At 67.2% G+C, this 14,195-nt stretch carries 12 protein-coding genes and 1 tRNA gene; 3 read left to right on the forward strand and 10 right to left on the reverse strand.

Going from position 1 to position 14,195, the window contains the following annotated elements:
• Window positions 1-84: 84 nt before the first annotated feature.
• Complete coding sequence (locus B4E96_RS09570; protein WP_286957359.1) at window positions 85-2,811, reverse strand: cation-translocating P-type ATPase; 2,727 nt, start codon at window positions 2,809-2,811, stop codon at window positions 85-87.
• A gap of 46 nt (window positions 2,812-2,857) precedes the next feature.
• Here B4E96_RS09570 and B4E96_RS09575 point away from each other — a divergent pair, with 46 nt between their 5' ends.
• Window positions 2,858-3,001 (forward strand): hypothetical protein, encoded by a 144-nt coding sequence (locus tag B4E96_RS09575; protein WP_286957360.1) that lies wholly within the window; start codon window positions 2,858-2,860, stop codon window positions 2,999-3,001.
• Between the two features lie 25 nt (window positions 3,002-3,026).
• Here B4E96_RS09575 and B4E96_RS09580 read toward each other — a convergent pair whose 3' ends face one another.
• A complete protein-coding gene (locus tag B4E96_RS09580; protein WP_286957361.1) occupies window positions 3,027-4,244 on the reverse strand; it encodes an alpha-hydroxy acid oxidase in 1,218 nt (405 codons plus the stop codon).
• A 253-nt stretch (window positions 4,245-4,497) separates the two neighbouring features.
• Here B4E96_RS09580 and B4E96_RS09585 point away from each other — a divergent pair.
• Window positions 4,498-4,570: transfer RNA gene (locus B4E96_RS09585), tRNA-Ala, on the forward strand.
• A 357-nt stretch (window positions 4,571-4,927) separates the two neighbouring features.
• Entirely contained in the window at window positions 4,928-5,458 is a 531-nt protein-coding gene (locus B4E96_RS09590; RefSeq protein WP_286957362.1) for a DUF488 family protein, read from the forward strand.
• Here the strand turns inward: B4E96_RS09590 and B4E96_RS09595 are convergent.
• The 8 genes from B4E96_RS09595 to B4E96_RS09630 all read right to left on the reverse strand — a co-directional run bounded on the left by B4E96_RS09595 (window position 5,449) and on the right by B4E96_RS09630 (window position 14,149).
• Entirely contained in the window at window positions 5,449-6,627 is a 1,179-nt protein-coding gene (locus B4E96_RS09595) for a diaminopropionate ammonia-lyase (RefSeq protein ID WP_286957363.1), read from the reverse strand. The two genes, B4E96_RS09590 and B4E96_RS09595, sit on opposite strands and share 10 nt — an antisense overlap.
• A 74-nt stretch (window positions 6,628-6,701) precedes the next feature.
• Window positions 6,702-7,625, reverse strand: coding sequence for an EamA family transporter (locus tag B4E96_RS09600; protein ID WP_286957365.1), 924 nt, complete (start codon window positions 7,623-7,625; stop codon window positions 6,702-6,704).
• A 239-nt stretch (window positions 7,626-7,864) separates the two neighbouring features.
• Complete coding sequence (locus B4E96_RS09605) at window positions 7,865-8,233, reverse strand: hypothetical protein (RefSeq protein ID WP_286957366.1); 369 nt, start codon at window positions 8,231-8,233, stop codon at window positions 7,865-7,867.
• A 396-nt stretch (window positions 8,234-8,629) separates the two neighbouring features.
• A complete protein-coding gene (locus B4E96_RS09610; protein WP_286957367.1) occupies window positions 8,630-9,268 on the reverse strand; it encodes a hypothetical protein in 639 nt (212 codons plus the stop codon).
• On the reverse strand, window positions 9,261-10,880 hold the full coding sequence (locus B4E96_RS09615; protein WP_286957368.1) for a sodium/proline symporter: 1,620 nt from the start codon (window positions 10,878-10,880) through the stop codon (window positions 9,261-9,263). Before B4E96_RS09615 ends, B4E96_RS09610 begins: the two co-directional genes overlap by 8 nt.
• Window positions 10,877-11,041 (reverse strand): hypothetical protein, encoded by a 165-nt coding sequence (locus B4E96_RS09620; RefSeq protein WP_254221374.1) that lies wholly within the window; start codon window positions 11,039-11,041, stop codon window positions 10,877-10,879. Before B4E96_RS09620 ends, B4E96_RS09615 begins: the two co-directional genes overlap by 4 nt.
• Window positions 11,042-11,201: 160 nt before the next feature.
• Window positions 11,202-12,611, reverse strand: coding sequence for an aspartate aminotransferase family protein (locus tag B4E96_RS09625; protein ID WP_286957369.1), 1,410 nt, complete (start codon window positions 12,609-12,611; stop codon window positions 11,202-11,204).
• A gap of 44 nt (window positions 12,612-12,655) precedes the next feature.
• On the reverse strand, window positions 12,656-14,149 hold the full coding sequence (locus tag B4E96_RS09630) for a CoA-acylating methylmalonate-semialdehyde dehydrogenase (RefSeq protein WP_286957370.1): 1,494 nt from the start codon (window positions 14,147-14,149) through the stop codon (window positions 12,656-12,658).
• Between the last annotated feature and the right edge of the window lie 46 nt (window positions 14,150-14,195).

Consider the following 14,195-nt stretch of genomic DNA (forward strand, 5'->3'; position numbering starts at 1 on the left):
CTCCTCCCCCGCACCTCGGGACAGCTGCCGCACCGCACTGGAGTGGCAGCCGTCTTGCCATCAGCATATGAGCGGCGAGCCGACTCAGCCCCGCCCGACCATCCGCACGACCGCCCGCCGCAGCTCTTCGACGATGATGAAGACGACCGCGCAGCCGATGACGAGCAGCCAGTGCTGGCCGTCAAGCGGCACCGTTGAGAACGCGGTGTTGAGAATCGGCAGATAGACCACAAGCAGCTGCAGCAGCAGGCCGGCGGCCAGCGCCAGCCACAGCCAATGATTGGTGAACAGGCCGGCGAACATCGTCGTGTGCGCATGCCGAACCGACAGCGTGTTCACCAGCTGCAGAACGACAAGCACGGTAAAGGCGACCGTCCGGCCGGTGGCCGCATCGTCAGCTCCGGCGATGAGCCCGCCGGGCAGGCACGCATCCAAGGCGAGCAGCGACAGCACCGCCATGACGAACCCGGTGCTGAGGATCCGCGCCCATTCGCGGCCGTCGAGCGCACGCTGATCGGGCCGGCGCGGCGGGTGTGTCATCACCCGCTCATCGACCGGATCGACGCCCAGCGCAAGCGCAGGGGTGGAGTCGGTGACAAGGTTGACCCACAGAATCTGCGTGGCCAACAGCGGCAGGATCACCGCACCGTCGGCCTGGACGAGGCCGAGCACAGAGGCGAAGACCACACCGCAGAAGACGGTGAACACCTCGCCCATGTTCGACGACAGCAGGTAGCGCAGCACCTTCTTGAGGTTGGAGTAGATGCCGCGACCCTGTTTGACGGCGGTGATGATCGAAGCGAAATTGTCATCGGCGAGGATCATCGTCGCCGCATCATGCGAGACCTGCGTGCCGGTGATGCCCATCGCCACGCCGATGTCGGCGCGCTTGAGCGCCGGTGCGTCGTTGACACCGTCGCCGGTCATCGCCACGACGTGACCGTGGTCCTGTAAGTGCTCGACGATCCGCAGCTTGTGGCTCGGGTCGACGCGAGCGAACACGGAGGTGGTCTCGACCGCCTCGGCGAACTGCGCGTCGGTCAGTTCGCTCAGCTGCGCGCCGGTGAGCGCCTTCGGGTCGTCGATGCCGAGGTCTGCGGCGATCCGCTCGGCCGTCAGCGGGTGGTCACCGGTGATCATGAGGACCCGGATCCCGGCCTGCTGGGCCTGCGCGATCGCCGCCTTCGCCTCGGGTCGGGGCGGGTCGATCATTGCAACCATGCCCACAAAGGTCAGCCCGTGCTCCATCTCCTCTCCCAGGCTCACCTCGGGATTCTCCCCCGCGCCCGAGGCGGCGGGCACCTCGCGCGCGGCCACGGCCAGTGTCCGGTAGGCCTCCCCGGCCAGTGCGGTGACCTCCTCATCGAGACGTTCGAGCACCTCGGGGGTGGCCTCGACGTCCCCTTCTGCCGTGCGCACGTGGGTGCAGCGGTCGAGCACCACGTCGGGTGCGCCCTTCATCACCAGCTGCCGGCTGTCACCGGTGTCGCCGGCGACGAGCACGGACATGCGCTTGCGCTCAGACGAGAACGGCAGCTCGTCGAAGCGGTGGGTCTGCGGGACGGCGATGCCGGCGTCAGCGCAGGCGAGGAGGAACGCAGCTTCGGTCGGGTCGCCGATCGGGCCATCGGCAGTCAGCCGGGCGTTCGAGGCGATCGAGCCGAGCTCCAGGGTCCCAGCGGCCTGAGGGTCGGAGATGTGGTGGCGGCCGTCGGCGGTGATGACCTGGTCGATCGTCATCTGGTTGAGCGTCAGGGTGCCGGTCTTGTCGGTGCACACGACGCCTGCCGAGCCGAGCGATTCGACGGCATCGAGCCGCTTGACGATCGCCTCGTGGGCGGCCATCCGGCGCACACCCATCGCGAGGATCACCGAGACAATCGCCGTCAGGCCCTCCGGCACGGCGGCCACCGCGAGGGAGACGCCGAGCAGCAGCACTGTCACCAGCGACGACACCGAATGATCGGCGGTGGTGAGGTAGACGGTGGCCATGACGGCCAGGGCGATGGCGATGACGGCGATCGTGAGCATCCTGCCGACTGCCGCCATCTCCTTCTGCAGGGGCGTGTCGGTCGATCCAGCCGTCGAGATCATCCCGGCGATCCGGCCGATCTCGCTGGCAGCACCGGTGCCGGTCACCACTGCGCGGGCACTGCCCTGGGTGATGGCGGTGCCGGAGTAGACCATCGGCAGCCGGTCCGCCAACGGCGTGTCGGCAGCAACGGCGTCGAGGGTCTTGTGCACGGGCACGGATTCGCCGGTCAGCGCGGCTTCGGCGACCATCAGCCGGCTGCCTGACAGCAGCCGGGCATCAGCGGGCACCGCATCCCCTTCGCCGAGATGGAGGATGTCGCCGGGGACGAGTTCGGCGGCGGCGATGACCTGGGTGCGCCCGCCGCGGGTGACCGTTGCTGTGGGGCTCGTCATGTGCTTGAGTGCAGCAACCGCATCGGCGGCCTTGAGCTCTTGGACCAGGCCGATGACGGTGTTGAGCACGACGACGGCGGCGATGACGATCGCGTCGATCGGCGCCCCGTGCCGGCCCTCGGCGATCCAGGCGATGACGGAGACGACGATGGCTGCCAGCAGCAGGTAGGTCAGCGGTTCGTTCAGCAGCCTGAGCACCCGCCGCCAGATCGGCTCTGCGGGCGCTGCGGCCAGCTCGTTGCGACCGCAGCGCTCGAGCCGCTCAGCGGCTGCGGCCTGCGTCAGTCCGGCGGTCGCCGAGGTGTCGAGTGCAGAGACGACGCCTGCGGCTGTGCGGGCGTGAGCATCACTGAGCGCACAGTCGTCAAGCAGGGAAGAGCTCATGGCCTGAGCTTAACCGCCCTGGGAGCTGAAGCGCCGCGGGAGGCCGGTGACCTTAGCCGAATGGGCGTCCTGGCAACCTGACCACTACGCAGAGGCGGCCATCTTCGAGACGCTCGATGCGTTTTGCGATTGGGCGGAGTATCGCAGCAGCCTCGGCGTGACCTCCCGGCCCGGCGAGAGCACCGGTTGAGCGCACCACGGGCGGTGCCGTCGCGTCATCGCCCTGTCGGGTTCAGCAGCTCGTGGCCGTGGGTGCGCAGCTCGTTGACAGTCGCGACTCCCGCTAGCTGCAGGGTACGGGTGAGCTGCGTGCGGAGGATGTCGATGACATGGGCGACTCCCGACTGGCCGGCGGCCGCGAGACCGTAGAGGTAGGGTCGGCCGATGAATGCCGCATCGGCGCCGAGGGCAAGAGCGACGGCGATGTCGGCGCCGTGTCGGATCCCGGAGTCGACGAGGATCGTGAACTCTTCCCCGGTCGCGGCCCGAACGAGTGGGACGAGGTCGAGGGGGACGACGCAGCGGTCAAGCTGCCGGCCGCCGTGGTTAGACAGGTGGACGCCGTCGACGCCGAGCTGCTGCGCCCGCAGTGCATCGGCAGCGCTGACGGGTCCTTTGAGGAGGAGCGGGCCGTCCCACAGCGACCGAATCCAGGCCAGCGTGTCCCAGTCCAGGCTCGGATCGAACTGCTGGGAGATGTTCTCAATCGTGTACCCGGCATCGGATCCGGCGACATTGGCGAATTCGATCATCGGGTGGGCGAGCATCTGCGTCCAGTACCGGGGCCGGCTGGCGATGTCGAGAAGCGCGCCAGGGGTCAGCTGCGGCGGGATGGTGAGGCCGTTGCGCACGTCCCGGCCGCGGAACCCGGAGACGTGGGTGTCAACAGCGACTTCGAGCACCCGGTAGCCCGCGGCTGCGGCACGTGCAATGAGTCCTGCGGTAAGGCCGCGGTCCTTCCACACGTAGAGCTGAAACCACCGGTCCGCCCGGCCGGCCGGCGGCACGGCGGCCAGATCCTCCAGCGATGTCGAGGCCATCGTCGAGAGCACATAGGGGATCCCCGCATCGGCGGCGGCACGAGCGACGGCGGGTTCACCAGCCGAGGCGATCATCTTGGTGTATCCGGTCGGCGCGAGCCCGAACGGCAAAGCGGACCGGCGGCCGAGGATCTCGGTGGGAAGGTCGACCTCGGCGACGTCGCGCAGCACCTGCGGCTGGAAACGCCACGCGGTATAGGCGCTTACGTTCTCCGCCAGCGTCACCTCGTCATCGGCTCCACCTGCGATGTAGTCGAAGACCGGCCGTGGCAGCGCTCGGCGGGCGGCCGCCTCGACGTCGGCGACCGTGTGGCAGCGGGCGCGGAAGCGCTGCACTCGGTTGAGCTCGGGACGCCCCATGCGCACCAGGCTCAGCGCCTCGGAGATCTTCATACCATCACCTGTCTTCGTCACTGTCGGCCGTCGCTGCCGCTGGGAGTCATCGCACAGACGCCGCCCGCGCTGGCGGGCCGGCGTCTGCTGTTCTCCCACACTAGCCGCGCAGGCAGCTGGCAGGCGCGGTGTTCCGAGATATCGGGCAGAGAACGCCCACCGGTACGTTTCGCAGTCCCCGTCCCTTGCCGTCTTGGCTGCAGTCGGCGGGAGGGAGTAAAGTACTGGTGTCGCCGCCCGGCGACGATGCCTTGGGGCTATAGCTCAGTTGGTAGAGCGTCTCGTTCGCAATGAGAAGGTCAGGGGTTCGATTCCCCTTAGCTCCACATTTGTGAAGTCTCGGGACATCGTTCACTCGATGTCCCGAGATTTCTTTTTGTTTTGGCGGCGATGTCTCGCGTCATCGTCCTCAGACACCTGCCTGAACCTGCAGCGCACCCCAGACATCAGCGCAGCGGCCATACGGGTGACGAAGAGCCGGCGTCGAGCTGCAACCAGGGCCTAGACGAAGATGGAAGTCCATGACTCAACCCGCAGACTGGCGCACGGGACACCGGACTGTCACCATGAGAAGAGATACCCACGACTCGACGACGCGGGCAGGGGACGCGGAACTGGGCCGGCTCGTAGCATGTCTGAGTTCAGCTCTGATCGGCGGGCATCCGCATCCGGAGGTGACTGGTATGGAACCGCGAATCCTCACTGTGGGGCATTCCACCCATCCCATCGACGAATTCGTCGCGCTGCTGCAGGACGCAGGAGTCGACTGCGTCGTCGACGTCCGCAAGCTCCCAGGGTCACGTCGCAACCCGCAGTTCAACGAGGAGAACCTCGCGCCGAGTCTTGAAGACGCAGGAATCGGATATCAGCGCGAAAAGCGCCTCGGCGGGCTGCGCAATGCCAGCCATTCCGTGGCTGACGAGACCAACGCCTTCTGGAACAACGCGAGCTTCCACCGGTACGCGGACTACGCGCTGAGCTCCCAGTTCGCCGACGGCCTGAAGGCACTCATCGGGCTCACCGGCCCCGATGCGCTGCCGGCGATCATGTGCTCAGAAGCCGTGTGGTGGCGCTGTCACCGCCGCATCATCGCCGACCACCTTCTCGCCCGCAACCTGCCGGTCTCGCATCTCATGCCCGACGGGCGACTGACCCCGGCCACCCTCACGAAAGGCGCACGGGTCGACGACGACGGAACCGTCACCTACCCCTGAGACGAACGCGCGGTGGCGGTGTCGTCGTCGGTGCCTGCACGCATGATCTCCTCATACGCCGCCTGATCAGTGGCGCCTTCGGTCGAGAAGACGAGGACGACATCGTCGCTGGTGAGACCGAGTGCGTGACGATGCGCGAGCAGCCCGGCGAGCCCGGCCGCGCCGCTCTCACCAGAGACCACACCATCGCGAGCGAGCAGCCGCATCGCCTCGCGGGCATCGTCGTCGGTGGCGGTGGCGAAGGCGTCGAAGCCGTGCTGCATATCCGGCCAGGCGATCTGCGAGGGCGTGCCGCAGTTGAGTCCGGCCATGATCGAGGTCTGCGGGCCGGGGATCTCCGTGAGCTCCCCGCGCTCGATGCTCACCGTCACGCAGTCGGCCAGCGTGGGTTCGACACCGATGAGGCGCGGTCCCTGCGGGCGGGCGAAACCGCGCACCACTGCCGCAGCGAACGCGCCCACACCGATCTGGGCGGCGATGACAGTCGGCTCATCGGCCTCACCGGCGGCGATCGCCTCGTGGACTTCGGCCATCATCGTCGAGTACCCGTCGATGACCCAGGCCGGTGGTTCGGTATATCCCTCCCACGAGGTATCGGAGACCACGAGCACATCAGGTCCGGCGACCTCAGCGCTGCAGCGGATCGCATCGTCGTAGCCGCCGTCGACCACCTCGACTGCGGCTCCTTCGGACCCGATGGCGGCGATGCGTTCGGCGACCATGTCGGCTGGGACGAAGATGCGCGCCGACAGCCCGAGCAGACGCGCCATGATCGCCACGGCCCGGCCATGATTGCCATCCGTCGCAGCAGCAAGCTGCAGCGGCCGGCCGGTCTGCTCGACCGCCGCGAACAGTGTGGCGCGCAGCAGCGCGAAGTCCGCCACCTCGGCGATCTCCACGCCGAGCCAGTCCGCGAGCACCCGGCAGGTCGCCCACGACGCGCCGAGAATCTTGAACGACGGCGTGCCGATCCGCTCCGACTCATCCTTGAGCCAGACGGCGCGCACCCCGAGCGCCTCGGCAGCCGCCGGCAGCGAACGCAGCGGAGTGGGCGCGTACCCGGGCAGCGACTGATGGAAGGCGCGCGGCACCACGGCGCCGGCGTCTGCGGGCGGGGCCACCGCCTCGGGCGCGGCGAAGGGATTCGTCACGAGACGGCGGGTGGTCATGGGCGGCTCCTGGGTCGGTGCGGATGTTCCCGCCAGCTTAGCCACCGCCGAGGCGGTGGTGGGCGCCTGCCCGGTCAGCGGTCGTCGAGCACCTCACGCGGTGGGGATGCCGGCCGGTCGGCAAGCGCCGGGGCGTCGGCTGTGCGGCCGCCGCCGCGTTGGGCGGCTGCACCGGCGACGATGACACAGGCGATGCCGATCAGCTGCATGACGGTGGGCGTCTGGGCGAGGATGAGCAGACCCATGAGCACGCCGAATGCCGGTTCGATCGACAGCAACGTGCCGAAGGCGGTGTGGGTCATCCGGCGCAGGGCGAGGAGTTCGAGGCCGAAGGCGATGACCGGGGTGATGAGGGCGATGCCGGCCGCGGCTGGCAGCACCCACCAGACGAGTTCACCGCCGATGACCTGCGGCAGCCCGAGCGGCAGGGTCGCCAATGCGGCGATCGGGATGGTCAGTGACAGACCGCTGATGCCGGCGAAGCGGTCGCCGATGTGCTGGGTGAACACGTTGTACAGGCCCCAGCAGGCACCGGCGGCCAGTGCGAAGCCGACTCCGGCCAGGTCGATGGTGCCGTGCCACGGTTCGGCCAGCAGGATCACCCCGGCGAAGGCGATGAGCGGCCAGATGAGTGCGCGGCGGCGCGGGCTCATGAGACCGGCGACCGTGAGCGGGCCGAGGAGCTCGATGGCGACGGCGGTGCCGAGCGGGATGCGTGCCACAGCGGCTACGAAGAACGTCGTCATGAAGCTGGTGACGATGCCGAGGACGAGCAGGGCCGGCAGGTGGCGCAGCCGCAGGCTGCGCAGTGCAGGGCGGGCGATGAGCCACAGGAACACGATGCCGAAGCTCATCCGCAGCCACGCCGTGCCGGCCGGACCCACCTGGGCGACGACCGGTACGGACAGTGCATTGGAGACCTGCACGGCGAGCATCGCCGCGACTGCCATCGTCCACGGCGGCACCGCTGCCGGCACGGCGGCCTGCCGTCTGCTCACGGCTGCAGGAAACCGGTCAGGGCTGCCTTCGGTGGCGTCGTCTCAGACATGGCGGGATCCTCTCGGTCGCCAGCGCTGCGCAGCTGAGCGCCATGCCGGGTTCGCCGTGCATCGTAATGCAACCCGCCACCACCGGCGCGGCGCGGCTCAGGTGCCGGGATGCTGGGAGCCGGGCAGGCCTCGGGCGCGGTGCGCAGGTTCCCGGGTGCCGGGACTCCGGCGCACCTCGGGCACGGTGCTCACAAGGCGAGGGCGTCGAACAGGATCGGATACAGCGGCATCTGGAGCACACCGATGAGCAGGAAGATCGCAGTGGCGACGAAGCCGAGCACCATCGCCGCGGTGGCGAACCGACGGCCCCGGCGGTGCTGCCGCAACCCGAAGAGTGCGACGGCGAGCGCGATCACGAAACCGAGCAGCTGGCCGACGAGCGCCGTCCACAGGATGATCCAGTTGAAACGGTATTCCGGTTCGGGTCCGAAGACGCCGTCGAGCGTATGGGTCATCGTGACCCCGAGGCCGAGGTAGCCTACGGTTGCCAGGCCGCCGGCAAGCGCCAGGAACGACCAGGCCAGCACCGCGATGCCGGCAGGGAACCACAGCGTCATCCTCGGCTTCGGCGGGGGTGCGGGGGTCGCGAGTCCGGCTGGGGCGGCCGATGTGTGCCGGCCTGCTCGGGCGGGTGATGGTGGACGGGGTGGTGGAGCGGGTGGCAAGTTCAGAGGTTCTCCCGTGTGTCGGCGCCGGGCCGGCAGGCACCCACTTCGAGGATCTCTGCGAGGAGCCGGGAGGTCAGAGACGGAGGGGCCATGGTCATGGTGATGCCTTTCCCGCGATGGTCCCTGCCGCGCAGGCAGCAGGTGGCTTCAGGATACGTCAACGGCAGGCAGAAGTCTCTCGAGTCGGGTCAATCGTGATGCTTCCGGTGCGCGGGCGGCGTGGCACAGCGGATAGCGGCGCTACGGCAGTGCGAGACTGCAGCAGCGGATGCATCGGATGCTGAGTTAGAGCTTCTCGGCGTTCATCACCCAGTGCGAACCGTCGAAACCGTCAACAAGAAGCGTCACTGCGAGCAGTCCGTGACGGGCGTCGACGACCCAATTCGGCTTCAACACCGCCCGCGGCTCCGCCGGGAAGAGGTCGAAGTTCATCCCCAGACGAAAGCGTTTGCGCAGGGCGGTGGCGACCAGCTGACGCGCCTTGTCCGCTGTATTGGTCCCCGGCCCTGACATATGGGCCTGGCACGGTGAGGGCACATCGACGCCGTTGATAGGGATGCTGGAGATGAGACTGGTTCCGCTCTTCGCATCCACCATGACCGACACGGTCGAACCGTCGGATTCCGCCTCGTGCTGTGGTGTGGACTTCTCGCGCCACAGCTCGGAGATCCGGAAGCGAGGTCCTCGTGTGCGCCGAGCTCTGACGTCGACTGACCAGAATGGGTGGTGCACCAGCGTCGCTGCGGCTGCGCCTCCGCCGATCTTCCGGCGCACGATGTCCTCGGCTTCGAACTGCGTGATCGTCGGGTTGAGTCGGAGGGCCGTACATGCGGCACCCTGCGGGTCCGGCGCCTCGGCACGGGGTGCTCCCGGAGCCGAGGCGCCCTGGCCCGTGTGCCGGTATGAGGACTTTGGACTACTCATGAGTCTTCCGCGCACCTTGGCTGTCTGCTGCAGTGCTCTCCGAGGCAACACTGCCGGTGGCCGGAGCGCTGAGCTGTTCGTCGGCGACCGGCAGCTGAGCTGCGAGGACGTTGTTCTGACCCATCGCCAGCCGAGCCGGAATCGGCCCGACCTTCGCTGTCTCGACGAGCACCTCGCGGATGTGTTCGGGAACCGGGTTCGTCTTCTGCGTCGCCAGCGACACGACGACGAGGGTGAGGGCCGAGATGACGACACTGGCCATCGGGTCGACCGCAGTCAGGTCCGTCAGACCGCCGAGCTCCCAGACGATCGGCACGATCGTGCCGACGATCATCGAGGCGATCGCACCGGCGGTGTTCGCCTTCTTCCACCAGACAGCCGCAACGTAGGCGGGCACGAATGCGGTGCCGAGGATGGTCGTGGCGAACAGCACGACGTCGGCGATTCCCGGTGCCCGGGTTGTGGCGATGATGTATCCCAGGGCCGCGAAGGCCAGCACGGTGATCCGCGAGACCCATACCGACTGCTTCTCCGTCATGGACGGGTTGATGAAGCGCTTGAAGAGATCATGCGAGGCGATCGTGCCGGTCTGCAGCAGCAGTGCGTCGGCGGTCGACATGATCGCGGCCATGATGGCAGCCATCACGATGCCGACGGCGAAGTTCGGCAGCACGAGCTCTGCCACGCCGAAGACCGCCATCTCCGGGTTCGCCAGGTTCGGCAGCAGCACCAGCGCCATGACACCGACGAGGTAGGGCGCCGGGACGAAGAGCAGGTTGAACCCCGTCGAGTACAGCGCTGCGGTGCGGGCGACCGAGGGCTTCTTCATCGCCATATGGCTGACGTTGACGTGCGGGTAGCCCATGTAGCCGATCGAGAAGATCAGCAGCGCACCGATGACGAGTCCCCATTTGACTGATTCGAAGCCGTCGGGGCCCCACATCGTCAGGAGGTTCGGATTGATCTCAGCGACTGCGTCGTTTCCGGCAGTCAGTCCGCCGACGGCGATGAGCGTGCCGATGAGGATCCACAGCATGCCGATGACCATGACGATCGCCTGCACGAAGTCGGTGTAGGCCACAGCGAGGTAGCCGCCGAGGAACGTGTAGAGCACGATGACGCCGATCGCCACGAGCATCGCCCACTGGAAGGGGATGCCGGTCACCATCTCCAGGCCCTGACCGCCGGCGATGAACTGCGAGAGCACGTACATGAACATGCAGCCGAGGCCGATGGGTGCTGCGATGGCACGCGTCCAGGCCGACGGGTAGCGGTGCTCGAGGTATTCGATCGAGGTGAGCGAGCCGAGCATCTGCGACAGTTTGCGCATCCGCCGGCCGAGGACCGAAAGGTTGAGCACGCCGCCGCCGATGTCGCCCATGGCGTACCAGAGACCGAAGTAGCCGTTGGTGTAGCCGAGCGAGCCTGCACCCTGGAACATGTAGCCCGACATCGACGATGACTGCAGACGCAGGGCGGTGACCGCCGGGCCGAGGCTGCGCCCGCCGAGCAGGAAGCCCTCTTCGTCCTTCGAGCCGGCGCGCACCGACCACAGACCGATCCCGGCCATCGCGACGAAGTAGATGATGAGGAAGACGACTTCGATGCTCATGAGACACCTCCGGCGGCTGGACGCGCACCGGGTGCGGCATCATCGGCGTCATCGGGCAGCTCGACATCCTCCCGGCTCCAGCCGCGGGTGCTGAAGAAGAAGATGAGCGTGTAGGCGGTCCACAGCAGTGGGATGCCGACAATGATGAGGATTGTCGCCATTGGCAAACCGAACATCGGGTTCCTTCCGTCTCAAGGTCTGAGGTCAGACGAGTGTGTCACTCGTGCCCATGCGCTGTCTTCGGCATGTGACTGAAGACCGTGGGCCATCGGCTCATGTCTCTTGGTCATGTCCCAGTCACGCACAGACTGTCGAGGGATATCAATGGATCCGCTCGACGTATTCGTCCGCTATGTCGAGGGCGCGGTCGATGATGAGCAGGCCTTCGAGCACCTCGTCATCGGGGGTATTGAGCGGTGGGACGACGTGGATGCGGTTGAAGTTGGTGAACGGCAGGACGCCGTTCCTCTTGATCTCCGCGGTCACGCGGTCCATCGCCTCTGACGAGCCGCCGTAGGGAGCCAGCGGTTCACGTGTCTCGGCATTCGCCACCAGCTCTAGGGCCCAGAAGCAGCCCATGCCGCGGACTTCGCCGACGGACGGGTGGTTGGCTTCGATCTTCTCCAGGTACGGGCCGATGACTTCTGCTCCGAGCCGCTTGGCGTTCTCCACCATCGCTTCGTCGCGCATGGCGTTGATGGTGGCGACCGCGGCCGCTGTGGCGAGCGGGTGTCCGGAGTAGGTGAGCCCGCCGGGGTATGGGCGTTCGGCGAAGGTCTGGCGGATCTCGTCGGAGATGATGACGCCGCCGAGGGGTACGTAACCTGAGTTCACGCCCTTGGCGAAGGTGATGAGATCCGGTGTCACTCCCCAGTGGTCGATGGCGAACCATTCGCCGGCGCGGCCGAATCCGGCCATCACCTCGTCGGCGATGTACATGATCCCGTATCTGCGGGTCAGCTCCCGGACGCCTGCGAGGTACCCGGGTGGCGGTGCGTAGATGCCGGCGGTGCCGGGAATCGACTCGAGCATGACGGCGGCGATGTTCTGCGGCCCTTCGAGCACGATCATGTCTTCGAGGTGGCGCAGGGCGCGTTCGGTCTCTTCGGTCTCGTCGGCTGAGCCGAAGTACGAACGGTACGTGTAGGCCGGCATGAAGTGGACGACGCCTGCACCTGGGGTGTCGTTGGCGAAGCGGCGCGGGTCGCCGGTGAGGTTGACCGCCAGTGTGGTGCCGCCGTGGAAGCTGCGGTAGGCGGTGAGCACCTTCTGACGGCCGGTGTGCAGGCGGGCCATGCGCACAGCATGCTCGTTCGCGTCAGCACCGCCGTTGGTGAAGAACACGCTGTTGAGCCCCTCGGGCGCCAATTCGCTAATGAGCCGGGCGGCCTCGGAGCGGGCATCGTTCGCGTGCGAGGGTGCGATCGTGCACAGGCGGGCTGCCTGATCCTGGATCGCCTTGACGACCGTCGGATGCTGGTGGCCGATGTTGGTGTTGACCAGCTGCGAGGAGAAGTCGATGTACTCGTTGCCATCGGCATCCCACAGCCGGGATCCCTGTGCGGTCACGACTGCCATCGGGTCGATCTTGTCCTGGGCGGACCACGAATGGAAGACGTGCTTGCGGTCGAGTTCCTTGCCGCGCCGGGCCCGGTCCAGATCGTCCTGGGTGTACGGACGGCTGCCGGCCTCCTGCGTCTGGTCGCTCGCGGCGAGGTTCTGGTCTGTCATGGTTCTCTCCTTTGAAGCTGCTGGCTGGGTGTCCGGCGCGGTGATCAGCCGTTGGTCGGGAATCCCAGGTTGATGCCGAGCTGGCTTGGGTCCTGCCAGCGCTTGGTGATGACCTTGCCGCGGGTGAAGAAGTGCACGCCCTCAGCTCCGTGTGCGTGGGTGTCGCCGAACAGGGAGTTCTTCCAGCCGCCGAAGCTGTAGTAAGCCATCGGCACTGGGATCGGCACATTCACGCCGACCATTCCGACCTGGACTTCGTTCTCGAATCGGCGGGCCGCCCCGCCGTTGTTGGTGAAGATGGCGGTGCCGTTGCCGTACTTGTTGTCGTTGATGAGGGCCAGGCCCTCGTCGTAGGACTTCACGCGCACGACGCTGAGGACGGGCCCGAAGATCTCGTCCTGGTAGATCGACATGTCCGGTGAGACGTTGTCGAACAGGGTCGGGTTGAGGAAGGCATCGGCGGAGTCGGCGTCGACGTCGCCTTCGCGCCCGTCGACGACGAGGGTTGCTCCAGCCTCCACACCGGCGTCGATGTAGCCGGCGACCTTGTTGCGGTGCTCGACGGTGACCAGCGGGCCCATGTCGGTGCCGCGGGTGCCGTCGCCGACCTTCAGGGAGCGGGTGCGCTCGGCGATCTTGGAGACCAGCTCATCGGCGATGTCCTCGACTGCCACCACGACCGAGATCGCCATGCACCGTTCGCCGGCTGCGCCGTATCCGGCGTTGACGGCGGCGTCGGCGGTGATGTCGAGGTCAGCATCGGGCAGCACGAGCATGTGGTTCTTCGCGCCGCCGAGCGCCTGCACGCGCTTGCCGTGGGAGGTCGCAGTCTCGTAGACGTACTTGGCGATCGGAGTCGAACCGACGAACGACACAGATGCCACGCGCTCATCGCTGAGGAGCGTGTCGACGGATTCCTTGCCGCCGTGCACGACGTTGAAGACGCCGTCGGGCAGTCCTGCTTCCTTCCACAGTTCGGCCATCCAGTTCGCAGCCGAGGGATCCTTCTCTGAGGGCTTGAGGACGACGGTGTTGCCGGCGGCGATGGCCACGGGGAAGAACCACATCGGCACCATGGCGGGGAAGTTGAACGGCGAGATGATCGCAGACACGCCGACGGGCTGGCGCACCGAGTGCACGTCGACGGCAGCCGAGGCGTTCTCCGTGTGGCCGCCTTTGAGCAGGTGCGGCATGCCGCAGGCGAACTCGACGACCTCCTGGCCGCGGCTGATCTCACCGAGCGCGTCGGCGAGCACCTTGCCCTGTTCGGCGGTGATGATCTCGGCGAGCTCCTCCTTGCGCGCGTTGAGCAGCTCCCGGAAGGCGAACAGCACTGCGGTTCGCTTCGACAGCGAGGTGTCCCGCCACGCAGGGAACGCGTCACTGGCGGCGGCGATCGCCTGCTGCGTCCGCTCGGTGTCAGCCAGGGGCACGCGGCCTGAGACGACGCCCGTTGCCGGGTTGACGATGTCAGCGGTGCGCACGCTGTCGCCTTCGGTCACCGCGCTGCCGTTGATCCAATGTGCCAGAGTCTCCATCGAAACCTCTCCCTGATGTGAAGATGCGGGGTGCTGCGAACCGACG

This window comes from Brevibacterium sp. UBA7493 (assembly GCF_002479565.1).
GTDB lineage: Bacteria > Actinomycetota > Actinomycetes > Actinomycetales > Brevibacteriaceae > Brevibacterium > Brevibacterium luteolum.